At 72.4% G+C, this 22,444-nt stretch carries 22 protein-coding genes; 16 read left to right on the forward strand and 6 right to left on the reverse strand.

Going from position 1 to position 22,444, the window contains the following annotated elements; translation table 11 throughout:
* Positions 1 to 152: 152 nt before the first annotated feature.
* The 6 genes from hrcA (at position 153) to ACFYXV_RS14350 (ending at position 5,703) form a co-directional block, all read left to right on the forward strand.
* Positions 153 to 1,169 carry a heat-inducible transcriptional repressor HrcA gene (hrcA, locus tag ACFYXV_RS14325; RefSeq protein WP_383344742.1) on the forward strand — a complete coding sequence of 339 codons (1,017 nt, stop codon included), beginning with the start codon at positions 153 to 155 and terminating at the stop codon, positions 1,167 to 1,169.
* Positions 1,170 to 2,309 (forward strand): molecular chaperone DnaJ, encoded by a 1,140-nt coding sequence (gene dnaJ / locus ACFYXV_RS14330; protein WP_134075446.1) that lies wholly within the window; start codon positions 1,170 to 1,172, stop codon positions 2,307 to 2,309.
* Positions 2,310 to 2,456: 147 nt separating this feature from the next.
* A complete protein-coding gene (locus ACFYXV_RS14335; RefSeq protein ID WP_385472376.1) occupies positions 2,457 to 3,548 on the forward strand; it encodes a nitronate monooxygenase in 1,092 nt (363 codons plus the stop codon).
* The gene (locus ACFYXV_RS14340; protein WP_385472373.1) at positions 3,545 to 4,291 is read left to right on the forward strand and encodes a 16S rRNA (uracil(1498)-N(3))-methyltransferase; all 747 of its coding nucleotides are present in this window, start codon (positions 3,545 to 3,547) and stop codon (positions 4,289 to 4,291) included. The genes ACFYXV_RS14335 and ACFYXV_RS14340 overlap by 4 nt, the downstream gene beginning before the upstream one ends.
* 142 nt (positions 4,292 to 4,433) lie before the next feature.
* Complete coding sequence (locus tag ACFYXV_RS14345) at positions 4,434 to 4,793, forward strand: histidine triad nucleotide-binding protein (protein WP_383344491.1); 360 nt, start codon at positions 4,434 to 4,436, stop codon at positions 4,791 to 4,793.
* 4 nt (positions 4,794 to 4,797) lie between these two features.
* Positions 4,798 to 5,703 (forward strand): ribonuclease Z, encoded by a 906-nt coding sequence (locus tag ACFYXV_RS14350; protein WP_385472369.1) that lies wholly within the window; start codon positions 4,798 to 4,800, stop codon positions 5,701 to 5,703.
* A gap of 7 nt (positions 5,704 to 5,710) precedes the next feature.
* Here ACFYXV_RS14350 and ACFYXV_RS14355 read toward each other — a convergent pair whose 3' ends face one another.
* A complete protein-coding gene (locus ACFYXV_RS14355; RefSeq protein ID WP_389383008.1) occupies positions 5,711 to 6,997 on the reverse strand; it encodes an MFS transporter in 1,287 nt (428 codons plus the stop codon).
* 165 nt (positions 6,998 to 7,162) lie between these two features.
* Between ACFYXV_RS14355 and ACFYXV_RS14360 the strand changes: the two genes are divergently transcribed.
* From ACFYXV_RS14360 to ACFYXV_RS14385, 6 genes are all read left to right on the forward strand, one after another.
* Entirely contained in the window at positions 7,163 to 8,338 is a 1,176-nt protein-coding gene (locus ACFYXV_RS14360) for a carbohydrate kinase family protein (protein ID WP_383352072.1), read from the forward strand.
* 139 nt (positions 8,339 to 8,477) lie between these two features.
* Positions 8,478 to 9,524 carry a PhoH family protein gene (locus tag ACFYXV_RS14365; RefSeq protein WP_383352069.1) on the forward strand — a complete coding sequence of 349 codons (1,047 nt, stop codon included), beginning with the start codon at positions 8,478 to 8,480 and terminating at the stop codon, positions 9,522 to 9,524.
* Between the two features lie 13 nt (positions 9,525 to 9,537).
* Positions 9,538 to 10,035, forward strand: a complete 498-nt coding sequence (gene ybeY / locus ACFYXV_RS14370) for an rRNA maturation RNase YbeY (RefSeq protein ID WP_385472362.1) — start codon at positions 9,538 to 9,540, stop codon at positions 10,033 to 10,035.
* Positions 10,032 to 11,336, forward strand: coding sequence for a hemolysin family protein (locus ACFYXV_RS14375; protein ID WP_389383009.1), 1,305 nt, complete (start codon positions 10,032 to 10,034; stop codon positions 11,334 to 11,336). Before ybeY ends, ACFYXV_RS14375 begins: the two co-directional genes overlap by 4 nt.
* Entirely contained in the window at positions 11,333 to 11,686 is a 354-nt protein-coding gene (locus ACFYXV_RS14380) for an MmcQ/YjbR family DNA-binding protein (RefSeq protein WP_389383010.1), read from the forward strand. The genes ACFYXV_RS14375 and ACFYXV_RS14380 overlap by 4 nt, the downstream gene beginning before the upstream one ends.
* 218 nt (positions 11,687 to 11,904) lie before the next feature.
* The gene (locus ACFYXV_RS14385; protein ID WP_383352060.1) at positions 11,905 to 12,261 is read left to right on the forward strand and encodes a cytidine deaminase; all 357 of its coding nucleotides are present in this window, start codon (positions 11,905 to 11,907) and stop codon (positions 12,259 to 12,261) included.
* A gap of 27 nt (positions 12,262 to 12,288) precedes the next feature.
* Here ACFYXV_RS14385 and ACFYXV_RS14390 read toward each other — a convergent pair whose 3' ends face one another.
* Positions 12,289 to 13,593 carry an MFS transporter gene (locus tag ACFYXV_RS14390; RefSeq protein ID WP_389383011.1) on the reverse strand — a complete coding sequence of 435 codons (1,305 nt, stop codon included), beginning with the start codon at positions 13,591 to 13,593 and terminating at the stop codon, positions 12,289 to 12,291.
* Positions 13,594 to 13,664: 71 nt separating this feature from the next.
* Between ACFYXV_RS14390 and ACFYXV_RS14395 the strand changes: the two genes are divergently transcribed.
* The 3 genes from ACFYXV_RS14395 (at position 13,665) to era (ending at position 17,125) form a co-directional block, all read left to right on the forward strand.
* On the forward strand, positions 13,665 to 14,657 hold the full coding sequence (locus tag ACFYXV_RS14395; RefSeq protein ID WP_385477350.1) for a GlxA family transcriptional regulator: 993 nt from the start codon (positions 13,665 to 13,667) through the stop codon (positions 14,655 to 14,657).
* Between the two features lie 133 nt (positions 14,658 to 14,790).
* The gene (locus tag ACFYXV_RS14400; RefSeq protein WP_389383012.1) at positions 14,791 to 16,116 is read left to right on the forward strand and encodes a beta-xylosidase; all 1,326 of its coding nucleotides are present in this window, start codon (positions 14,791 to 14,793) and stop codon (positions 16,114 to 16,116) included.
* Between the two features lie 58 nt (positions 16,117 to 16,174).
* The gene (gene era / locus ACFYXV_RS14405; RefSeq protein ID WP_030862481.1) at positions 16,175 to 17,125 is read left to right on the forward strand and encodes a GTPase Era; all 951 of its coding nucleotides are present in this window, start codon (positions 16,175 to 16,177) and stop codon (positions 17,123 to 17,125) included.
* A gap of 90 nt (positions 17,126 to 17,215) precedes the next feature.
* On the opposite strand, the gene ACFYXV_RS14410 is transcribed toward era, so the two are convergent.
* The 3 genes from ACFYXV_RS14410 to ACFYXV_RS14420 all read right to left on the reverse strand — a co-directional run bounded on the left by ACFYXV_RS14410 (position 17,216) and on the right by ACFYXV_RS14420 (position 19,366).
* On the reverse strand, positions 17,216 to 17,887 hold the full coding sequence (locus tag ACFYXV_RS14410; RefSeq protein ID WP_389383013.1) for an SAM-dependent methyltransferase: 672 nt from the start codon (positions 17,885 to 17,887) through the stop codon (positions 17,216 to 17,218).
* Positions 17,888 to 18,021: 134 nt separating this feature from the next.
* The gene (locus ACFYXV_RS14415; protein WP_389383014.1) at positions 18,022 to 18,291 is read right to left on the reverse strand and encodes a protealysin inhibitor emfourin; all 270 of its coding nucleotides are present in this window, start codon (positions 18,289 to 18,291) and stop codon (positions 18,022 to 18,024) included.
* A gap of 10 nt (positions 18,292 to 18,301) precedes the next feature.
* On the reverse strand, positions 18,302 to 19,366 hold the full coding sequence (locus ACFYXV_RS14420; protein WP_385477110.1) for a M4 family metallopeptidase: 1,065 nt from the start codon (positions 19,364 to 19,366) through the stop codon (positions 18,302 to 18,304).
* A gap of 364 nt (positions 19,367 to 19,730) precedes the next feature.
* Here ACFYXV_RS14420 and leuA point away from each other — a divergent pair, with 364 nt between their 5' ends.
* Positions 19,731 to 21,494 carry a 2-isopropylmalate synthase gene (gene leuA, locus ACFYXV_RS14425; RefSeq protein WP_385477112.1) on the forward strand — a complete coding sequence of 588 codons (1,764 nt, stop codon included), beginning with the start codon at positions 19,731 to 19,733 and terminating at the stop codon, positions 21,492 to 21,494.
* Between the two features lie 60 nt (positions 21,495 to 21,554).
* On the opposite strand, the gene ACFYXV_RS14430 is transcribed toward leuA, so the two are convergent.
* The gene (locus tag ACFYXV_RS14430) at positions 21,555 to 22,313 is read right to left on the reverse strand and encodes an SDR family NAD(P)-dependent oxidoreductase (protein ID WP_389383015.1); all 759 of its coding nucleotides are present in this window, start codon (positions 22,311 to 22,313) and stop codon (positions 21,555 to 21,557) included.
* Positions 22,314 to 22,444 lie beyond the last annotated feature (131 nt).

Raw genomic sequence — 22,444 nt, forward strand, 5'->3', positions numbered from 1 at the left:
GCGACGCTACCCTGGCGGGCCGCCCTTGCCAGGGGCTGACTACCCGGCCGTACACTGGCCGGGGGATCTCTGGCACTCGAACGCCCGGAGTGCCAACGAAGCAGATGAAACCGACCACGACGAGCCACGACGACCAGCTGGAGGTGTGCGCGATGCTCAGCGAACGCAGACTCGAGGTGCTGCGCGCCATCGTCCAGGACTACGTCGGGACGGAGGAGCCGGTCGGCTCCAAGGCGCTCACCGAGCGGCACCGGCTCGGCGTCTCGCCCGCCACCGTGCGCAACGACATGGCCGTGCTGGAAGAGGAGGGCTACATCGCCCAGCCCCACACCAGCGCCGGCCGGATCCCCACCGACAAGGGCTACCGGCTCTTCGTCGACAGGCTGGCGGGGGTCAAACCCCTGTCGACGCCCGAGCGCCGGGCGATCCAGAACTTCCTCGACGGCGCCGTCGACCTCGACGACGTCGTCGGCCGCACCGTGCGGCTGCTCGCGCAGCTCACCCGGCAGGTCGCCGTCGTCCAGTACCCGAGCCTGACCCGGTCGACGGTGCGCCACGTGGAGCTGCTGTCGCTGGCTCCGGCCCGGCTCATGCTCGTGCTGATCACCGACACCGGGCGGGTGGAGCAGCGCCTCGTCGACTGCCAGTCGCCGTTCGGCGAGACCTCGCTCGCCGATCTGCGGGCGCGGCTCAACAGCCGGGTCGTCGGCCGTCGGTTCACCGACGTGCCGCAGCTCGTGCAGGACCTGCCGGAGTCCTTCGAACCGGAGGACCGCGGCACGGTGTCGACCGTGCTCTCCACTCTGCTGGAGACGCTGGTCGAAGAGGCCGAGGAGCGGCTGATGATCGGCGGGACCGCCAATCTCACGCGCTTCGGACACGATTTTCCCCTGACGATCAGGCCGGTGCTCGAAGCACTGGAGGAGCAGGTCGTGCTCCTCAAGCTGCTGGGCGAGGCCAATGAGTCGGGAATGGCCGTACGGATCGGGCATGAGAATGCCTACGAGGGACTGAACTCCACGTCCGTCGTCTCCGTCGGCTACGGTTCGGGCGGCGAGACAGTCGCCAAACTCGGCGTGGTCGGACCGACCCGCATGGACTACCCCGGAACGATGGGAGCGGTACGCGCAGTGGCACGTTACGTCGGACAGATCCTGGCGGAGTCGTAAGTGGCCACGGACTACTACGCCGTTCTCGGCGTGCGCCGCGACGCATCGCAGGACGAGATCAAGAAGGCCTTCCGCCGCCTCGCCCGTGAACTCCACCCGGACGTGAATCCGGACCCGAAGACGCAGGAGCGCTTCAAGGAGATCAACGCGGCCTACGAGGTGCTCTCGGACCCGCAGAAGAAGCAGGTCTACGACCTCGGCGGCGACCCGCTGTCCTCCTCGGGCGGCGGCGCGGGCGCGGGCGGTTTCGGTGCGGGCGGCTTCGGCAACTTCTCGGACATCATGGACGCCTTCTTCGGCCAGGCCTCGCAGCGCGGACCGCGCTCGCGGACCCGCCGCGGCCAGGACGCCATGATCCGCCTCGACCTGGAGCTGGACGAGGCCGCCTTCGGCACGACCAAGGACATCCAGGTCGACACGGCCGTCGTCTGCACCACCTGCTCCGGTGAGGGCGCCGCCCCCGGCACCTCGGCGCAGACGTGTGACATGTGCCGTGGTCGCGGTGAGGTGTCGCAGGTCACCCGGTCCTTCCTGGGCCAGGTCATGACCTCGCGCCCCTGCCCCCAGTGCCAGGGCTTCGGCACCGTGGTCCCGACCCCGTGCCCCGAGTGCGCGGGCGACGGCCGGGTCCGCTCCCGCCGCAGCCTGACGGTCAAGATCCCCGCCGGTGTCGAGAACGGCACCCGGATCCAGCTCGCGGGCGAGGGCGAGGTCGGCCCCGGCGGCGGCCCCGCCGGCGACCTCTACGTGGAGATCCACGAGCTCTCGCACCCGACCTTCCAGCGGCGCGGGGACGACCTGCACTGCACGGTCACCATCCCCATGACGGCCGCGGCCCTGGGCACCAAATGCCCGCTGGAGACCCTGGACGGCATGGAGGAGATCGACATCCGCCCCGGCACCGGGTCCGGCCAGTCGATCCCGCTGCACGGGCGCGGCGTCACGCACCTGCGCGGCGGCGGCCGCGGCGACCTGATCGTCCACGTCGAGGTCACCACCCCCGGCAAACTGGACGCCCAGCAGGAGGAGCTGCTGCGCCAGCTCGCCAAGCTGCGCGGCGAGGAGCGGCCCATGGGCCAGTTCGCGCCGGGGCAGCAGGGCCTGTTCAGCCGCCTGAAGGACGCCTTCAACGGCCGCTGACCTGCCCGTCCGCAGACGCACGAGCCCGGTCCGGGGATGCCCCGGACCGGGCTCGCCGCATTGATCCGGACGTCGCCGGGGAAGCGGACTATGCCAGGCGAATGCGGTGATTCGGCCCGGTGAGCGGGACATGGCACGATGCAGTCCATGTCCTCCGCACCGTACGGTCTCTCCCCCTACCCGATCGTGCAGGCTCCCATGGCGGGCGGCGCCTCCTGTCCGCCGCTGGCCGCCGCCGTGTGCGAGGCGGGCGGCCTGGGCTTCCTGGCCGGCGGCTACAAGACCGCCGACGGCATGTACCAGGAGATCAAGCAGCTGCGCGCGCTGACCCGGCGCCCGTTCGGCGTGAACCTCTTCATGCCGCAGACCGCGTACGCGGACCCGGCGGCCGTGGAGGCGTACCGCGGGCAGCTGGCGGGCGAGGCCAGCTGGTACGAGCTGTCCCTGGCCGACGAGGACATCATCGGCACCAGCGACGACGGCTACGACGCCAAGCTGGCGATCCTCCTCGAAGACCCGGTCCCCGTGGTCTCGTTCACCTTCGGCTGCCCCGCGCCCGTGGTCCTCGCCGCCCTGCGCAAGGCCGGTACGTACTCCGTGGTCACCGTCACCTCGGTCGACGAGGCCCGCGCCGTGCAGGCCGCGGGCGCCGACGCACTCTGCGTCCAGGGCGTGGAGGCCGGCGGCCACCAGGGCACCCACCGCGACGACCCGCAGGCCGACGGCACGGCGGGCGTGGGCCTGCTCGCGCTGGTGGCGCAGGTACGGGAGGCGGTGGCCCTCCCGATCATCGCGGCGGGCGGGCTGATGCGGGGATCGCAGATCGCGGCGCTGCTGGCGGCGGGCGCGGACGCGGCGCAGTTCGGCACCGCGTTCCTGGCCTGCCCCGAGTCGGGCGCGCACCCGCTGCACAAGCAGGCCCTGACGGACCCCCTGTTCCCGCACACCGAGCTGACCCGGGCGTTCTCGGGGCGGCCGGCCCGGGGCCTGGTGAACCGGTTCATGCGGGAGCACGGGCCGTACGCCCCGGCCGCGTACCCGCAGATCCACCACATGACCAGCGGACTGCGCAAGGCGGCCGCCGCAGCCGGGGACCCGCAGGGCATGGCCCTGTGGGCGGGCCAGGGACACCGGCTGGCGCGGGCGCTGCCCGCGGGGGAGCTGGTGGAGGTGCTGGCGGCCGAACTGGCCGAGGCACAGAGTGCGTTGAAGTCGATGAACAACAGGAGTACGTCATGACCGCCCCCGTGTTCGTGGTCGAAGAGGTCCCCGCGGGGCCGGAGTTCGTGCTGGACGGCCCGGAGGGCCGCCACGCGGTCTCCGTGAAGCGGCTGAACCCCGGTGAGGACGTGGTCCTCACCGACGGTCGCGGCCACTGGACCGAGGGGGTCGTCAAGGCCGCCGAGGGCAAGGACCGGCTGGTCGTCATGGACCTGAACTCGATCGAGGAGGAACCGGAACCGGCCGTCCGGATCACCGTCGTCCAGGCCCTCCCGAAGGGGGACCGCGGCGAGCTCGCCGTCGAGACGATGACCGAGACCGGCGTGGACGCGATCGTCCCCTGGCAGGCCTCGCGCTGCATCACCCAGTGGCGCGGCGACCGCGGAGCCAAGTCCCTGGCCAAGTGGCGGGCCACGGCCCGGGAGGCCGGCAAGCAGTCCCGCCGGGTCCGCTTCCCGGAGGTGGCAGAGGCCATGTCCACCAAGCAGGTCGCGGCACTGCTCGCCGGGGCCGACCTGGCGATGGTCCTCCACGAGGACCGGGACACCCCCTCGGAGGCACTCGCCACGGCCGAACTCCCGGCCGGGGGCTCCGTCGTCCTGGTCGTCGGACCGGAGGGCGGGGTCTCACCCGAAGAGCTGGCCGTCTTCGCGGAGGCCGGCGCCCACCCCTTCCGCCTGGGCTCCTCGGTCCTGCGCACCTCCACCGCCGGCACCGCGGCGACGGCCGTCCTGCTGGCGCGCACGGGCCGCTGGTCCTGACCTCCGACCCCCGGCCGCCCCGGATCCCGGGCGGGTCGAAACGCACATGAGGGCGCGGGCGGCGCCGGATACGATGCCGGGGCTGATCATCGTCGGCTCCGGCGGGCCGTCCGCCGGAGCCACTGTCTCGGAAGGCGAAGCAATGGCCGGGGAACCGCAGGCGGACTGCCTGTTCTGCAAGATCGTCGCGGGGAACATCCCGGCGACCGTGGTCCGGGAGACCGAGACGACGTTCGCGTTCCGGGACATCAACCCGCAGGCGCCCACGCACGTCCTCGTGATCCCCAAGGTGCACTACCCCGACGCCGCCTCCCTCGCCGCCGCCGAACCGGCCGTCGCCGCCGACCTGCTGCGCGAGGCCGGGCAGATCGCGGCCGAGGAGAAGATCGACGACCACGGCTACCGCGTGGTGTTCAACACCGGCGCCGGCGCCGGCCAGACCGTCTTCCACGCCCACGCCCACGTCCTCGGCGGCCGCGGCCTCCAGTGGCCCCCCGGATAGCACCGTGTCCGTACGAGAGTTCGTGGTGCTGGGCACCGCCAGCCAGGTGCCCACCCGCCACCGCAACCACAACGGCTACCTCCTGCGCTGGGACGGCGAGGGCATCCTCTTCGATCCGGGCGAGGGCACCCAGCGCCAGATGCTGCGCGCCGGGGTGGCCGCCCACGACATCAACCGGATCTGCGTCACCCACTTCCACGGCGACCACAGCCTCGGCCTCGCCGGAGTGATCCAGCGCATCAACCTGGACCGGGTCCCGCACCCCGTCACCGCGCACTACCCGGCCTCCGGGCAGAAGTTCTTCGACCGGCTCCGGTACGCCACCGCCTACCGGGAGACCGTCCCGCTCCGCGAGGAGCCCGTCGCGGCGGACGGGCCGCTGGCCGAGGGTCCCTCGTACGTCCTGGAGGCCCGCCGGCTCTCGCACCCGGTGGAGTCCTTCGGCTACCGGCTCACCGAGCCGGACGGGCGCCGCATGGTGCCCGGACTGCTCGCGCGGCACGGGATCAAGGGGCCCGACGTGGGCCGGATCCAGCGCGAGGGACAGCTGGACGGGATCACGCTCGACGACGTCAGCGAGCACAAGCCGGGGCAGAGCTTCGCCTTCGTCATGGACACCCGGCTGTGCCCCGGCGTGGACGCGCTCGCCGAGGGCGCCGACATGCTGGTGATCGAGTCCACGTTCCTCGACGAGGACGAGGCGCTCGCCACCGACCACGGCCACCTCACCGCCGGCCAGGCGGCCCGGGTGGCACGCGACGCGGGCGTGCGGCACCTGGTGCTGACGCACTTCTCGCAGCGCTACTCCGACCCGGCGGAGTTCGAACGCCAGGCCCGCGCGGCCGGTTTCGAGGGCGAGCTGACGATCGCCGCGGACCTCGTGAAGGTTCCCCTGCCGAAGCGGGGCTAGGTCGTGTCTAGCGGCCCGCCCGGGCCTTCTGGCCACGGCGGGCCGCCGGGGAGAGCAGCAGGACCCGGCGGGGCTTCCCGGCTCCGGTGGTGACCGCCGGAGCCGGGATTTCGACGCGGAGTTCCGGTTCGCCGGCCGCGACCGCGACCGCGGCCGCCGGGCCCTTGCCCGCGTGCAGCGCGACCGCGGTCAGCGGACCGGCCACGGCCAGCAGCAGCCCGCCCAGCAGCAGCCCCATGCCCGGAAGCCCGAAGGCCTCGGCGAGCAGGCTGCCCACCACCGGACCGCAGGCCGTGCCCAGCGAGGAGGCGGCGCCCGCGAACACCGCCCAGCGGCCGCGCGGGTCCAGGGCCGCCGCGAGGCCGATCACGTACGAGAGCACGACCGGGTAGACCGCGTTCCACAGGATCTCGCCAGCGGCGAAACCGGCGAGCCCGTCCGCGGAGGCGGTCAGCACCACGCAGCCCGCGATGGCCACCGTGCCCGCGCCGATCGGCACGGCACGCCCCAGCCGCGTGCCGAACGCGGAGGCGCCCGTGACCCCGAGCAGGCCCGCGCCCAGGGCCACCGCGAAGACGACGCCCAGCGTGGCCTCGGACAACCCCGCCTGCTCGGCGCCGATCCGGCCGCTGACGCCCCACAGGGCCTCCTGGGTCAGCGACCAGAACAGCAGGCAGCCCGCCAACACCGCCCCGGCGCGCGGGTACGGCGGCCGCCCGGGGCTCCGCACGGCGGCCGGACCGGGGCGGGCCGGCCCGCCGAGGCGGCCGGTGGCCGGCCAGACCAGCGCCGCGACCAGGGCGATGGCCGCGAACGGCAGCCCGTGCCCGCCACCGAGGTGCGGCAGGGTCAGGTACAGGGCCCCCGCGGTCGCCGAGACCGACAGCAGCCCGAGCGAGGAGATCCGGTGCGGATCACGGTGTCCGGCGATCCCGGCGGCCGCCACGGCGGTGGCGCTGCCGGAGCCGAAGCCGCCGACCACCACGCCCGCGACCACCAGCGGGAGCAGCGTGGTCGAGGCTGCCGTGCCGTATCCCAGGACGGCGAGCAGCAGTCCGAGCCGTGCCAGGGGGCGCGGTCCGCGCCGGGGGATCCGGGAGGCCAGGGTGAATCCGGCGGTGGCGGAGCCGAGCAGCAGGGCCGTGCCGACGAGCCCGGCCTGGGCGGGGCTCAGCGGGAGGTGGGCGTCGAGGCGGCCGACGACGGTGGGGAGCAGGTAGGGGGCGACGTACCCGGCCGTGAAGAGGGCCACCAGGGGCCAGGCGGCGGGCGGCGCGGGGGTGGTGTCGGACACGGCTCTTCCCGGTGATGCGCAGGTGGGACGGGGTTTCCGCGAGGCCGCGGGCACCCTTGTCTATCAAGTGCTCCGCGACCCGGAGAAGAGCGCCACGAGAGTGATGTGCGCCACACTGTGTTTTGGCCCTGCCCGGGGCGGGCAAGGCTGCCAGCTTTCCCCCGCATGCCCGCTTGCGGAAACGAGCCTTCGCACCAGAGCCGGGAGTACACCGTGACCAGTCGGGACAGCCGCACCAGCCGCAGCGCAGACCTGGACGCGCTCGACAGCGCAGCCGCAGACCTGGACCCGCTCGGCCCGCTGCGGGACCCCCGGGAGCCGGGGTTCGACGTCTACCTGACCGGCACGGTCTTCCTCGACATCATCTTCACCGGCCTCGACTCGGCCCCGGTGCGCGGTACGGAGTCCTGGGCGCGCGGCATGGGCTCCAGCCCCGGCGGAGTGGCCAACATGGCCACCGCCCTGGCCCGGCTCGGCCTGCGCACCTCGCTGGCCGCCGCGTTCGGCGACGACCACTACGGCGAATACTGCTGGGACGCGCTGGAGCAGGGCGAGGGCATCGACCTGTCGATGTCGCGGACCGTCCCCGGCTGGCACAGCCCGGTCACCGTCTCGATGGCGTACGAGGGCGAGCGCACGATGGTCTCGCACGGCCACGAGGCCCCGCCCCCGGCGGGCCCCGGGCCGTTCCCGCAGTGCCCGCCGCGCACCCGGGCCGCCGTGGCCTCGCTGGCGCGGGGGCGGGCGGAGCCGTGGATCGCGGAGGCGGCGCGCTGCGGGGCGCGGATCTTCGCGGACGTGGGATGGGACGAGAGCGGCCGCTGGGACCTGGCGGCCCTGCCCGACCTGGAGCACTGCGAGGCCTTCCTGCCGAACGCGGGGGAGGCGATGCGGTACACGCGGACCGACTGTCCGAGAGCCGCGGCCCGGGCGCTGGCGGAGAAGGTGCCGGTCGCGGTGGTGACGATGGGTGCGGAGGGGTCGTACGCGGTGGACGGGCGGACCGGGGAGACGGCGGAGGTCCCCGGTATCGCGGTGGAGGAGCTGGACCCGACGGGGGCGGGGGACGTCTACGTGGCGGGGTTCGTCACCGGCACCCTGGCGGGGTGGCCGCTGGCGGACCGGCTGGCCTTCGCGGGGCTGACGGCGGCCCTGTCGGTCCAGGAGTTCGGCGGCTCCCTGTCGGCCCCGGGCTGGCCGGAGGTGGCCCACTGGTGGCGCACGGCCCCCGAGGTCCTGCGGCCGCGCTACGGGTTCCTGGACGCGCTGGTCCCGCCGGGCGGCGCGCCGGCCTCGCGGCGCCGGGCGGTCCCGACCATCGGCTTCCGCCACCCCGTCTAGAACGCGTGCGAGAGGGGCGCGGGGCGGGGTGGAAAACCCCTCGGGGATGGCGCGGCGGAGTCGTACCCTTGGTACTCCGGAGGTCGTCGATCGGCGAGGCCCCTCAGCGGGAGGTATGTGCAGGCCACAGTGCCGGCCCATGACTCAGACACCCACAGCCCAGAACCCGGCGCCGGGGCAGGCGCGAGCCCATTTCACCGTTCCGGCCAGGCATCCGATGGTCGCGGTGCTCGGCTCTGGTGACGCCCTGTTGCGCGTGATCGAGAAGGCCTTTCCGAAGGCCGACATCCATGTTCGGGGCAATCAGGTCAGCGCGGTCGGAGACGCGGCGGAAGTCGCCCTGGTCCAGCGCCTGTTCGACGAGATGATGCTGGTGCTCCGCACCGGGCAGCCGATGACGGAGGACGCAGTGGAACGTTCGATCGCCATGCTCAAGGCGAGCGGCAACGGCAACGGCCCGGACGAGACTCCGGCGGAGGTGCTCACTCAGAACATCCTCTCCAGTCGCGGCCGCACCATCCGCCCCAAGACCCTCAACCAGAAGCGGTACGTCGACGCGATCGACAAGAACACGATCGTGTTCGGCATCGGCCCCGCCGGTACCGGCAAGACCTACCTGGCCATGGCCAAGGCGGTCCAGGCCCTGCAGTCCAAGCAGGTCAGCCGGATCATCCTGACCCGCCCCGCCGTCGAGGCCGGAGAGCGGCTCGGCTTCCTGCCCGGCACCCTCTTCGACAAGATCGACCCGTACCTGCGCCCGCTGTACGACGCGCTGCACGACATGATCGACCCGGACTCGATCCCGCGCCTGATGGCGGCGGGCACCATCGAGGTCGCGCCGCTGGCCTACATGAGGGGTCGCACCCTCAACGAGGCGTTCGTCGTGCTCGACGAGGCGCAGAACACCACGGCCGAGCAGATGAAGATGTTCCTGACCCGGCTCGGGTTCGACTCGAAGATCGTCGTGACCGGTGACATCACGCAGATCGACCTGCCGGGTGGTGCCAAGAGCGGTCTGCGCGAGGTCCAGAAGATCCTGGAGGGGGTCCCGGACATCCACTTCTCGCGGCTCACGTCCGAGGATGTCGTCCGGCACAAGCTCGTCGGCCGTATCGTCGATGCGTACGAGAAGTACGACGACAGCCAGGACGCCCAGCAGTCCCGGAACGGCTACCAGCGGAAGTAGAACCCAGCGCACCATGTCGATCGACGTCAACAACGAGTCCGGAACCGAGGTCGACGAGCGGGCGATCCTCGACATCGCCCGTTACGCGCTCACCCGGATGCGGATCCACCCGCTGTCCGAGCTCTCCGTCATCGTCATCGACGAGGACGCCATGGAGCAGCTCCACATCCAGTGGATGGACCTGCCCGGTCCCACCGACGTCATGTCCTTCCCGATGGACGAGCTCCGTCCGCCGGCCAAGGACGAGGAGGAGCCCCCGCAGGGTCTCCTCGGCGACATCGTGCTCTGCCCCGAGGTCGCCAAGAAGCAGGGCGAGGAAGCCCCGACGCAGCACTCCATGGACGAGGAGCTCCAGCTCCTGACCGTCCACGGGGTGCTGCACCTGCTCGGGTACGACCACGAGGAGCCGGACGAGAAGGCCGAGATGTTCGGCCTCCAGGCGGCCATCGTCGACGGCTGGCGCGGTGAGCGCGGCATCACCGGTCCGTCCCCGGCCCCGACCGTCTCGTGACCGCCCCGCAGCTGATCACCGGCGCGGTGCTGCTGGTGGTGGTGGCCTGGTTCGCCGCGTGCGCGGAGTCCGGCATCGCCCGGATCTCCGGCTTCCGCGCCGAGCAGGCCGTACGGGAGGGCCGGCGCGGCAGCGCGAAGCTGGCGCAGGTCGCCGCCGACCCCACCCGGTACCTCAACGTGGCGCTGCTCGTGCGGGTCACCTGCGAGATGGCGGCCGGCGTGCTCGTCACGTACGTCTGCCTCGACGAGTTCGGCGACAACTGGAAGGCGCTGCTCGTCGCGATCGCCGTGATGGTGCTGGTGTCCTTCGTGGCCGTCGGGGTCTCCCCGCGCACCATCGGCCGCCAGCACCCCCTCAACACGGCGACGGCGGCCTCGTACGTCCTGGTCCCGCTGGCCCGCGTCATGGGGCCCATCCCGCAGCTGCTGATCCTCATCGGCAACGCGCTCACGCCCGGAAAGGGCTTCCGCAAGGGGCCGTTCGCCTCCGAGGCGGAGCTGCGCGCGATGGTCGACCTGGCGGAGAAGGAGTCGCTGATCGAGGACGAGGAGCGCCGGATGGTGCACCAGGTCTTCGAGCTCGGCGACACGCTCGTGCGCGAGGTGATGGTGCCGCGCACCGACCTGGTCTGCATCGAGCGGTACAAGACGATCCGTCAGGCGACCACGCTGGCGCTGCGGTCGGGTTTCTCGCGCATCCCGGTCACCGGGGAGAACGAGGACGACATCGTCGGCATCGTGTACCTGAAGGACCTGGTCCGCAAGACGCACATCAGCCGGGAGGCCGAGGCCGACCTGGTCACGACCGCCATGCGGCCCGCGGTGTTCGTACCGGACACCAAGAACGCGGGCGACCTGCTGCGCGAGATGCAGCAGGTGCGCAACCACGTGGCCGTCGTCATCGACGAGTACGGCGGCACGGCGGGCATCGTCACCATCGAGGACATCCTGGAGGAGATCGTCGGCGAGATCACCGACGAGTACGACCGCGAGCTCGCGCCGGTCGAGGAGCTGGGCGGGGACCGCTACCGGGTGACCGCGCGCCTCGACATCACCGACCTCGGCGAGCTGTTCAAGGTCGAGGACTACGACGACGAGGACGTGGAGACGGTCGGCGGCCTGCTCGCCAAGGCGCTGGGCCGGGTGCCGATCGCGGGCGCCTCGGCGGTCGTGGAACTGCCGGACGGGCGGCCGCTGCTGCTGACGGCCGAGTCCCCGGCCGGCCGCCGGAACAAGATCGTGACGGTGCTGGTGGAGCCGCAGGCCCGGGCGGCGGGCGAGGACGGGGAGGGCGCATGACGCCGGCGGAGCTGCGCGCGTTCTGCCTGGGGTTCAACGCGGCGGTGGAGGAGTTCCCCTTCACGCCCGAGACCTCGGTGTTCAAGGTGCTGGGGAAGGTGTTCGCGCTGAGCGCGCTGGACGCCGAGCCGCTCAAGGTCAACCTCAAGTGCGAACCGGAGCTGGCGGTGCGGCTGCGGGAGGAGCACGAGGCGATCGTGCCGGGCTGGCACATGAACAAGCGGCACTGGAACACGGTGACGGTCGGCACGCTGCCGGACGCGCTGGTGAGGGAGCTGGTCGAGGACTCGTACGACCTGGTGGTCGCGGGTCTGCCGAGGGCGGAGCGGCTCCGGCTCGACCGTCCGTGAGGGTGGACCGTCCGTGAGGCTCGACCACCCGAGAGGGCGGAACACGGAAAGGACGAAGGTCACTGAGCTCTGTGACCTTTGGACCGCAGGTTCTGCTGATCCAGAGCCTAGGTTTGGTCCCGCATGCCTCAGGAGCCGGGGGACACGGGGGCGGAGGGGAGAGCGTCTCGGCGGGGCCGTCGTGCGGCCCCGCCGAGACGCTCCATATGCTTTCGCCCATGACCGACAGCACCGGGATCAACCCCGAGGACAGCAAGATCATCACGCTGGCGCGCAGCGCCCGGGCCCGCAACGGGGTGCCCGAGGGCGCGGCGGTGCGGGACGAGACCGGCCGTACGTACGTCGCCGGGACGGTGGAGCTGGACTCCCTCAAGCTGAGCGCGCTGCAGACGGCGGTCGCGATGGCGGTGGCGAGCGGGGCCGAGTCCCTGGAGGCCGCGGCCGTGGTGAGCTCGGCGGAGGCGGTGGCCGACGCCGACCGCGCGGCGGTCAGCGACCTCGGCGGCCCGGCCACCCCGGTCCTGCTGGCCGGCCCGGACGGCACCCTCAAGTCCACGACCCCGGCGGGCGCCTGACCCCGCGGCGGCCCGCGGCCGCCCTGCTCACGCCGTGAGGGCGGCAGGGCGGCGGCGGATCACCATCGCCATCAGCGCCGCCATCGCGCACAGCGCGCCCGACGCGTACCAGACCAGGTCGTAGCTGCCGAAGGCGTCGCGGGCCAGGCCGCCCAGGAAGGCCACCAGCGCCGCACCCACCTGGTGCGAGGCCAGGACCCAGCCGAAGACGATCGCGCTGTCCTCCCCGTAGTGCTCGCGGCAGAGCGCGATGGTCGGCGGGACGGTCGCGACCCAGTCCAGCCCGTAGAAGATGATGAAGAAGACCATCGGCGGGTGCACGGACGGTGCCAGCAGCATCGGCAGGAACATCAGCGAGATCCCGCGCAGCGCGTAGTACACCGCCAGCAGGCGGCGCGCCTCGAAGCGGTCCGTGAACCAGCCGGAGGCGATGGTGCCGATCACGTCGAACACGCCGATCACCGCGAGCAGCCCCGCGGCCGCCGTCACCGGCATGCCGTGGTCGTGTGCCGCCGGCACGAAGTGGGTCTTGACCAGCCCGTTGGTCGAGGCGCCGCAGATCGCGAAGGTGCCCGCCAAGAGCCAGAACGGGCCGGTACGGGCCGCCTTGAACAGCACCGTCACCGCCCGGCGCGCCGCCCCGAGGGCCGGTGCGGGCTTCTCGGCGTAGGTGCCCCCGTACGGCGCGAGCCCCACGTCGGCCGGGTGGTCGCGCATCAGCAGCCAGACGAACGGGACGACCGCCAGCGCCGCCAGTGAGACCGTCACGGCCGCCGGGCGCCAGCCGTGGTGCACCACCAGCCAGGACAGCAGCGGCAGGAAGATCAGCTGGCCGGAGGCCCCGGCCGCGGTCAGGATGCCGGTGACCAGCCCGCGCCGGGCGGTGAACCAGCGGTTGGTCACCGTCGCCGCGAAGGCCAGTGCCATGGAGCCGCTGCCCAGGCCCACCAGCACGCCCCAGAACAGCACCAGCTGCCAGGACGCCGTCATCCACACGGTGGCCGCCGTGCCGCCGGATATGACCAGCAGGGCCAGCGCCACCACCTTGCGGATGCCGAAACGGTCCATCAGCGCTGCGGCGAAGGGCGCCGTGAGCCCGTAGAGCGCGAGGTTCACCGAGACGGCGAAGCCGATCGTGCCGCGCGACCAGTCGAACTCCTCGTGCAGCGGCTCGATGAGCAGTCCGGGCAGGGAGGCGAAGGCGGCGGCGCCGATGATCGTCACGAACGCGACGGCCGCCACGAACCAGGCGCGGTGGATGCGCCCCGGGGGGTTCGGGGCGGGGGCCGGGGGAGCGGGGGCGGGGGCTGCGTCGGAGGCTGTCTGCGTCACGCCGACAGCTTCGGGCCGGGAGGCCCCCGTACGACAGTGGCCTGACCGACACCCTTCGATATGATCGGGCCATGGCCCCTCACCGTGTCGTCGTCCTCGCGCTCACCGGGCTGCTGCCCTTCGAGCTCGGCATCCCGCACCGGATCTTCGGCCGCGCCAAAGATCCCGCCGGAGCGCCGCTGTACGAGATCCTCACCTGTGCCCTGGCCGCCGGGCCGGTGCGCACGGACGCCGATTTCGCGGTCCAGGTCGAGCACGGCCCCGAGCTGCTGGCCACCGCCGACACGGTGGTCGTGCCCGCCTCGTACGAGCTGGGGCCGGTGTACGAGGAGGGTCTGCTGACCGGTGAACTCGCCGCGGCGCTCGCGCACATCCGGCCCGGGACGCGGCTCGTCTCGATCTGCACCGGCGGGTACGTGCTGGCCGCCGCGGGGTTCCTGGACGGCCGCCCGGCCACCACCCACTGGTTCCACGCCGAGCACTTCCAGCGGCTCTTCCCGGCCGTCCGGGTGGACGCGGACGTGCTGTACACCGACGACGGGGACGTGCTGACCTCGGCCGGGGTCGCCGCCGGCATCGACCTGTGCCTGCACATCGTGCGCCGCGACCACGGCGCGGCCGTCGCGAACGACGTGGCCCGGCGGACCGTCGTACCGCCGCACCGGGACGGCGGGCAGGCCCAGTTCATCGACCGTCCGGTACCGCAGCCGCAGCTGGCCAGTACGGCGGCGGCCCGCGCGTGGGTGCTGGACCGGCTGCACGAGCCGGTGCGTCTGGTGGACCTGGCCCGGCAGGAGGCCATGTCGGTACGGACGTTCACGCGCCGCTTCCGGGAGGAATCGGGGGTCAGTCCGGGGGAGTGGATCGTCGGCCAGCGGGTGGAGCGGGCCCGCCGGCTGCTGGAGAGGACGGAGCTGCCGATGGAACAGGTGGCGCGGGAGACGGGTTTCGGGACGGCGCAGTCCCTGCGCAAGCACGTGCAGGCGGCGCTCGGGGTGAGCCCGACGGCGTACCGGCGCACGTTCCGCGCGGCCGGCGGACGAGGGGAATCCGCCATCTCCTGATGGGCCATCAGTTTCTGCCGGGTCCGTGCCTTGACTTCTTCCCCCGCCCGCTCGTGAATGGCCCCCTGTCGGCGCGAGGGAACCCAGGGGGCGGGCCGTGCGAACACGGGCGGGCAGCAGCAGGAGATGGTCGGTGGCCTTCGGCGTGGCCGCGCTCGCGGCGACGACCGGGGGAGTGCTGAGCCCGCCCGCCGCCGCCGAATCGGAAACCCCCTCCGGCCAGGTGGAGTTCCCGACGCGGTGCCTGCCGCCCCAGGAGGCCGCTCTGGCGCCCGCCGACGGCCCGACCGCGGCCCGGATCACCGTGGACGACCCGGCGCCCGAGGTCGGGGACACGGTCACCGTGACGTACCAGGTGACCCGGACCCCCGCCGTGAACCCGATCGCCGGCGCGCTCCCGGCCGATGTACTGACCCCCACCGGACGGATCCTGCTCGGGGGTGCGCAGAGCGGTGAGGTGACCGTCGTGGGGGCGAAGCGCAACGACCCCGTCCAGGCGGGGGCGGGACTGCCGGCCGTCACCATGACCGGCACCTTCACCGTCACCGCGCCGGGCGGGATCACCCTGGCCCCGGGCGGCTACACGCTCCACACCAGCCACCTGCTGGACCTGGACACCGCCTGCGAAGCCACCGGCGGGGCGCCGGTGTCCGCACGGCTGACCGCGAGCGCTCCCCCGGTCACCGCCGGGGGGACCCCCGCCCGGGTCAACCTGCGCTCGGTCGCGCTCGGCACGGCGTACGGGAAACCGGGAGCGGAGGTCGAGGTCACCGGCGCGGGCTTCGTCCCGGGTGCGGCGGTGACGGTGGCCGGCCGGTCGGGCGCCGCCGAGACCGCGGACCGGGTGACGGCGACGGCGGACGGGCGGGGGGAGGTCCGGGCGCGGCTGCCGGTCACCGACCGGGCCACGACGGCGGTGGTGGCGTACGAGGGCACGCGGTGGTCGGCGCGGGAGGGCTCGGGCCCGGCGGCGTACACGGTGCTCGCCCCGGCCCCGCCGCGGGCGGCCGTGCAGGAGGTGACGGCGCTGGTGGTCGATCCGGACGCCCTGTCGCTGACCCAGACCGGCGCGTCGATCACGCTGGGCCCGCACCCGTACGGGGCGGGCGGCGCGGCCCCCGGCCGGATCGGGACGGTCACGGTCAGGGACGCCCGGGGCGGAACCAGGGGATGGTCGCTGATCGGCAAGGTCACGGCCCTCACGGGTTCGGGCGGCGCCGTGGTCCCGGGCGCCTCGCTGAGCTGGACCCCGACCTGCACGGCGGCGCCGGGAAGCGCGAGCCGGTGCGCGGCGGGCAGCGCGGGGCCGGTCGGACCGGAGGGGGCGGTGCTGGCCTCCGTACCGGACGCCGCTTCGGTGGGCGGCACCTTCACGATCGACGCGGCCGTCACCCTCACGCTGCCGCCGTACACCCCGCCGGGCGCGTACCGGGCGGTCCTGACCCTGACCCTCTCGTGACCCCTGTCCGGCCCTCCTCGCGGCGGACTGGTCGGCGCCGGGACCCGCATCGGGGAGAATGGCCCGTATGAGCGATCGTTCCCCCGAGTCCACCGCCCCGCACCGTGCGGGCTTCGCCTGCTTCGTCGGCCGCCCCAACGCGGGGAAGTCGACCCTGACCAACGCACTCGTGGGCACCAAGGTCGCGATCACCTCCAACCGGCCGCAGACCACCCGCCACACCGTCCGCGGCATCGTGCACCGCCCCGACGCCCAGCTCGTCCTGGTCGACACGCCCGGTCTGCACAAGCCGCGCACCCTGCTCGGCGAGCGGCTGAACGACGTCGTGCGCACCACGTGGGCCGAGGTCGACGTGATCGGCTTCTGCCTGCCGGCCGACCAGAAGCTCGGCCCCGGCGACAAATTCATCGCCAAGGAGCTCGCGGGGATCAAGAAGACCCCCAAGATCGCCATCATCACCAAGACCGACCTGGTCGAGTCCAAGCAGGTGGGCGAGCAGCTCCTCGCCGTTCACCAGCTCGCCGAGGAGCTGGGCTTCGAGTGGACCGAGATCGTCCCCGTCTCGGCGGTCGGCGACACCCAGGTCCAGCTGCTGGCCGACCTGATCGCGCCGCTGCTGCCGGAGAGCCCGCCGCTGTACCCGGAGGGCGACCTCACCGACGAGCCCGAGATGGTGATGGTCGCGGAGCTGATCCGCGAGGCCGCGCTGGAGGGCGTACGGGACGAGCTCCCGCACTCCATCGCCGTCGTGGTCGAGGAGATGATCCCCCGGGAGAACCGCCCGGCGGACCGCCCGCTGCTGGACATCCACGCGAACGTCTACATCGAGCGCCCCAGCCAGAAGGGCATCATCATCGGCCCGAAGGGCTCCCGGCTGAAGGAGGTCGGGATGAAGTCGCGCAAGCACATCGAGGCGCTGCTCGGCACCCCGGTCTTCCTCGACCTGCACGTCAAGGTGGCCAAGGACTGGCAGCGCGACCCCAAGCAGCTGCGCAAGCTGGGCTTCTGAGGCGCGCGGCCGAACCGGCCGAACCGCACCACGACGGACGGACGCGGCCCCCACCCGGGGGCCGCGTCCGTCCGTCGTCGTGCCGGGCCGCTACGCGGGCCGGCGTACCCGCACCACGTTGTCCGTACGGTGCCCCGGCGTACCGTCGGGCTTCGCCTGGACCCGCTCGGTCTCCTCGGCGCGCAGCACCTCCCAGCCCGCCGTGACCGGCTCCAGCTGCGCGAGCACCTCCTCCGGCGTGGGGAAGTGCGCCTCCTCCCGGTCCTCCTGCCAGGGCGCCCATCCCGCGTGGCCGACCACCAGCAGGGTGCCGCCGGGGGCCACGGCCGCGGCGGCCGTGCGCAGGACGGCGTCACGCGGGAAGTCCCCGTAGTTGTGCAGGAAACAGGCCGAGACGAGGTCGAACTCCCCCTGGGGGAAGGACTGCGTCAGATCGTGCCGCGCGAAGGAGACCCGGTCCGCGACCCCGGCGTCCGCCGCGTGCCCGGCCGCCCGGCCGAGGGCGACCCCGGAGATGTCGGTCCCGGTGACGGTCCACCCGCGACGGGCCAGCCACACGGCGTCGCCGCCCTCGCCGCAGCCGAGGTCCAGGGCCCGCCCCGCGGCGAGGCCGGACACCTCGTGCACCAGCATGGCGTTGGGCTCGCCGCTCCAGATCCGGCCGCTCTCCGCGTAGCGGCCGTCCCAGAACTCCTCCCCCGCCGGGGGCCCGGACGCCGGGTGGGGCTGCGGGTGCGTGTGCGTGTGCGCGTGATCGGTCATGGGTTCCTCTTCCCGTACGGGTGCCGGTACGGGCGATGCTCCGCCCGCCCCGCCCGCCCGGGCAAACCCCGTTGCCGTTCCGGCAACGCCGCGCCGCCGGCGCCGCGTCGCCGCCGCCGTTCCGGCAGTGCCGCTCAGGCGCCCTCCTTCAGCAGCCGGGAGATCAGCGTCCGCTGGGCCTCCGACAGGTTCGGCTCCTTGCACGAGACGGTCCGGCCGTCGACGGTGATCCGGTACGAGAACCCGTCCCGGATCCGGTCCGAGCCGGGGGCGGGCGGGACGGCCCGCAGCGCGAGGAGGGCCAGGGCCCGCCACTCGTCCTCGTCGGGCCGGCCCGAGGTGTCCACCTCGGCCCGGCGCTCGATGCCCGCGAAGCCGCCCGTCCGCACCACCAGAATCCGCATGTCCGGCGTTCTACCCCAGGCCGACCGCCGACCACGCCTTCTGGAGGGCCTGGTGCTCCGCGCCGCCTTCCCCGTACAGGCTCACCGCGGAGGCGGCCGACAGCCGGGCGAAGTCCTTGAAGTCCGCGTCCGAGGCCAGCTCGCCGCCCGTCAGCGTGGCGTACCAGATCCGCCCGGCCCGCTCCCACGCCTTGCCGCCCAGCTCGGTCGCCACCAGGTAGAAGGCGTGGTTGGGGATGCCCGAATTGATGTGCACCCCGCCGTTGTCCTGCGAGGTCCTCACGTAGTCGTCCATCGTCGCCGGCTGCGGGTCCTTGCCGAGCTCGTCGTCGTCGTATGCCGTGCCCGGTGCCTTCATCGAGCGCAGCGCGACCCCGCTGACGTCCGGTCCCAGCAGGCCGGCGCCGATCAGCCAGTCCGCGTCCTGGGCGGTCTGGTCCAGCGAGTACTGCTTGATCAGCGAGCCGAAGACGTCGGACATCGACTCGTTCAGGGCGCCCGACTGCCCGTGGTATTCGAGGTTCGCGGTGTACTGGGTGACCCCGTGCGTGAGCTCGTGCCCGATGACGTCGATCGACACGGTGAAGTCGAGGAAGATGTCCCCGTCCCCGTCGCCGAACACCATCTGCTGCCCGTCCCAGAAGGCGTTGTTGTACTCCTGCCCGTAGTGCACGCTCGCGTCCAGGGCCAGCCCGGAGTCGTCGATCGAGTGCCGGCCGAAGCCCTTCAGGAACAGCTCGTACGTGGCGCCGAGCCCCGCGTAGGCGCGGTTGACGGTGGCGTCGCCGCTTGCCCCGTCGCCCTCCCCGCGGACCTTCTTCCCGGGCAGCCGGGTGCGGTGCTGGGCGTCGTAGATGGTCCGGCGGGGCCCGTCGGAGACGGGCGTCGCCACGGCGGGGGCGATCCCGCGCAGGGTGGTGACGCTGCGCCGGGTGCGCAGCAGGGCGTCCTGTTCGAGGGTGCGCTGGGCGGCGTCGGCGCGCGGGAGCCGCTCGGACTGGGCGATCTTGTCGAGCAGGTGGGGCGGGACCACCGTGCAGAAGACGGGGTGGCGGGAAACGTGGGAGGCATCCATCCCGGCAATGTGGCAGTGAGTCATCGCCTTGTCACTACCTGCAACCATGATTCATTCGGTTGTCTGAAAGTGGTCACGCCGCGTTGACGGATCGGCCGGACCTGTATCGAGAAAAGCAATTTAACTCACATTGGGTACAAATCGGACAGGCCGGTCCCGCATACTGAAACAGGTCCTCGCGTTACGGCGCGGCTCGGTTAGGCTCGGCCCATCATGCGTTTCGGGCTGCTTCTCCTTAGCTGCCGCGGCGAGGGTCTGTAGTCGTAGGCCGACCCCCTCCCCGCGGAGTTTGGTGTTGCGGTTTTTACGACCGCCGTCGGCCGTCCCAGCGAACTACACGCGGACACGCGAGGAGCCCAACGCCATGAGCCAGCAGCCTTTTGTCGGTCGCCCCACGCCCATCACCAACGCGACCCACACCCAGAAGACCTCCGGGATGCCGATCCACAAGTACGGCCGGTACGAGCAGGTCGACATCGCGGACCGCACCTGGCCGGACGCCCGCGTCACCAAGGCCCCCCGCTGGCTCTCCACGGACCTGCGCGACGGCAACCAGTCGCTGATCGACCCGATGACCCCCGCCCGCAAGCGCGAGATGTTCGACCTGCTGGTGCGCATGGGCTACAAGGAGATCGAGGTCGGCTTCCCCTCCTCCGGCGAGACCGACTTCGCCTTCGTGCGCTCCATCATCGAAGAGGGCGCGGTCCCGGACGACGTCACCATCTCCGTACTGACCCAGGCCCGCGAGGACCTGATCGAGCGGACCGTGGAGTCCCTGGTCGGCGCCAAGCGCGCCACCGTGCACCTGTACAACGCGACCGCTCCCACCTTCCGCCGGGTCGTCTTCCGCGGTTCCAAGGAGCAGATCAAGCAGATCGCCGTCGACGGCACCCGACTGGTCATGGAGTACGCCGAGAAGCTGCTGGGTCCGGAGACCACCTTCGGCTACCAGTACAGCCCGGAGATCTTCACCGACACCGAGCTGGACTTCGCCCTGGAGGTCTGCGAGGCCGTCTGTGACGTCTGGCAGCCGTCCGAGGGCCGCGAGATCATCCTGAACCTGCCCGCCACCGTGGAGCGTTCGACGCCTTCCACGCACGCGGACCGCTTCGAGTGGATGGCCCGCAACCTGACCCGCCGCGAGCACATCTGCATCTCCGTGCACCCGCACAACGACCGCGGCACCGCCGTCGCCGCCGCCGAGCTGGCCCTGATGGCCGGTGCCGACCGCATCGAGGGCTGCCTGTTCGGGCAGGGCGAGCGCACCGGCAACGTCGACCTGATCACGCTGGGCATGAACCTGTTCTCGCAGGGCATCGACCCGCAGATCGACTTCTCGCAGATCGACGAGATCCGTCGCACCAGCGAGTACTGCAACCAGATGGAGGTCCACCCGCGCCACCCCTACGCGGGCGACCTGGTCTACACCGCCTTCTCCGGCTCCCACCAGGACGCCATCAAGAAGGGCTTCGACGCCATGGAGGCCGACGCGGCCGCCGCCGGCAAGACGGTCGACGACATCGAGTGGGCGGTTCCGTACCTGCCGATCGACCCGAAGGACGTCGGCCGCTCCTACGAGGCCGTCATCCGGGTCAACTCGCAGTCCGGCAAGGGCGGCATCGCGTACGTCCTGAAGAACGACCACAAGCTGGAACTGCCGCGCCGCATGCAGATCGAGTTCTCGCGGATCATCCAGGCCAAGACCGACGCCGAGGGCGGCGAGGTCACGCCGAAGGCGATCTGGGACGTCTTCTGCGACGAGTACCTGCCGAACCCCGAGAACCCGTGGGGACGCATCCAGCTGCGCTCCGGCTCGACGGCCACCGACAAGGACGGCACCGACACGCTGACCGTCGAGGCGGTCGTGGACGGCGTGGAGACGGTGCTGAACGGCACCGGCAACGGTCCGATCTCCGCCTTCTTCGACGCGCTGGCCGGCATCGGCATCGACGCCCGCCTGCTGGACTACACCGAGCACACCATGAGCGAGGGCGCCTCCGCAGTCGCCGCCTCGTACATCGAGTGCGCGATCGACGGCCGCGTCCTGTGGGGCATCGGCATCGACGCCAACACCACCCGCGCCTCCCTGAAGGCGGTCATCTCCGCCGTCAACCGCGCGGGCCGCTGATCCCTCGTACGCGTAGCCCCGTCCCTCCTCCGGAGGGGCGGGGCTCCGTCGTTCCCGGGCTCAGCGGGCCAGGTAGCCGCCGTCCACCGGCACGATCGCGCCCGTCACGAACGAGGCCGCGTCCGAGGCAAGGAAGGCGATGACCCGGGCCACCTCCTCCGGCTCGCCGAGGCGCCCCATCGGATGGGCCGCGGAGACCTCCGCCAGGTACTCCGGGCCGCCCGGCTCGTCCCTGAGCGCCAGCACCCGCTCCGTACGGATGGTGCCGGGTGCCACCGCGTTGACCCGGATCCCGCGCGCCGCCCACTCCACCGCCAGGTGCTTGGTCAGCCCCGACGCCACGAACTTCGCCGGCCCGTACGCCGCCTGCCGGGCCTGCCCGGCCACGCCCGAGACCGAGGAGACGCACACCAGCGCCCCGCCCGGCCGCTCCTGCGCGGTCATCGCCTCGATCGCGTACTTGCAGGTCAAGAACATGCCCCGGCCGTCGACCGCCATGACGTGGTCCCAGTCCTCGGGGCTGGTCTCGTTCACGTCCGAAAGGGGGAGCACCCCCGCGTTCGCCACGGCGACGTCGAGCCTCCCGTACGCCTCCACCGCGGCGTCGACCATCGCCCGGTTGGCCCGCGGATCCGCGACGTCACCCGTCACGACGGTGATGCCGATGCCCTCGGCGGCCAGTTCCGTACGCACTTCCCCGACCCCGGGGCCATTGATGTCAGCCGCGGTGACGCGGGCTCCGGAGCGGGCCAGCAACAGGGCGGTGGCCTTGCCGATGCCGCTCGCGGCACCCGTCACCAGACAGGACTTCTCGTTCACGCGGCAGAGCGTAGGGAAAAACGGAGACGGGCGGGGGCGCAGTTCGGCCAAGTCCCCCGGGTGGCGCAGGTTGTCTTGTCACACGACTGACGGATCCTCACCGATGTGGCTAACATCACGCCAAACCGGCG

This window comes from Streptomyces sp. NPDC002181 (genome assembly GCF_042890485.1).
In the GTDB taxonomy this organism is placed as follows: Bacteria; Actinomycetota; Actinomycetes; order Streptomycetales; family Streptomycetaceae; genus Streptomyces.

Bases quoted from the DNA above. Each gene is read 5' to 3' on its own strand.
- hrcA (WP_383344742.1), top strand. From the start codon at position 153: ATGCTCAGCGAACGCAGACTCGAGGTGCTGCGCGCCATCGTCCAGGAC.
- ACFYXV_RS14335 (WP_385472376.1), top strand. From the start codon at position 2,457: ATGTCCTCCGCACCGTACGGTCTCTCCCCCTACCCGATCGTGCAGGCT.
- ACFYXV_RS14340 (WP_385472373.1), top strand. From the start codon at position 3,545: ATGACCGCCCCCGTGTTCGTGGTCGAAGAGGTCCCCGCGGGGCCGGAG.
- ACFYXV_RS14345 (WP_383344491.1), top strand. From the start codon at position 4,434: ATGGCCGGGGAACCGCAGGCGGACTGCCTGTTCTGCAAGATCGTCGCG.
- ACFYXV_RS14360 (WP_383352072.1), top strand. From the start codon at position 7,163: ATGCCCGCTTGCGGAAACGAGCCTTCGCACCAGAGCCGGGAGTACACC.
- ACFYXV_RS14365 (WP_383352069.1), top strand. From the start codon at position 8,478: ATGACTCAGACACCCACAGCCCAGAACCCGGCGCCGGGGCAGGCGCGA.
- ybeY (WP_385472362.1), top strand. From the start codon at position 9,538: ATGTCGATCGACGTCAACAACGAGTCCGGAACCGAGGTCGACGAGCGG.
- ACFYXV_RS14380 (WP_389383010.1), top strand. From the start codon at position 11,333: ATGACGCCGGCGGAGCTGCGCGCGTTCTGCCTGGGGTTCAACGCGGCG.
- ACFYXV_RS14385 (WP_383352060.1), top strand. From the start codon at position 11,905: ATGACCGACAGCACCGGGATCAACCCCGAGGACAGCAAGATCATCACG.
- ACFYXV_RS14395 (WP_385477350.1), top strand. From the start codon at position 13,665: ATGGCCCCTCACCGTGTCGTCGTCCTCGCGCTCACCGGGCTGCTGCCC.
- era (WP_030862481.1), top strand. From the start codon at position 16,175: ATGGCCCGTATGAGCGATCGTTCCCCCGAGTCCACCGCCCCGCACCGT.
- ACFYXV_RS14410 (WP_389383013.1), bottom strand. From the start codon at position 17,887: ATGACCGATCACGCGCACACGCACACGCACCCGCAGCCCCACCCGGCG.
- ACFYXV_RS14415 (WP_389383014.1), bottom strand. From the start codon at position 18,291: ATGCGGATTCTGGTGGTGCGGACGGGCGGCTTCGCGGGCATCGAGCGC.
- ACFYXV_RS14420 (WP_385477110.1), bottom strand. From the start codon at position 19,366: ATGGATGCCTCCCACGTTTCCCGCCACCCCGTCTTCTGCACGGTGGTC.
- leuA (WP_385477112.1), top strand. From the start codon at position 19,731: ATGAGCCAGCAGCCTTTTGTCGGTCGCCCCACGCCCATCACCAACGCG.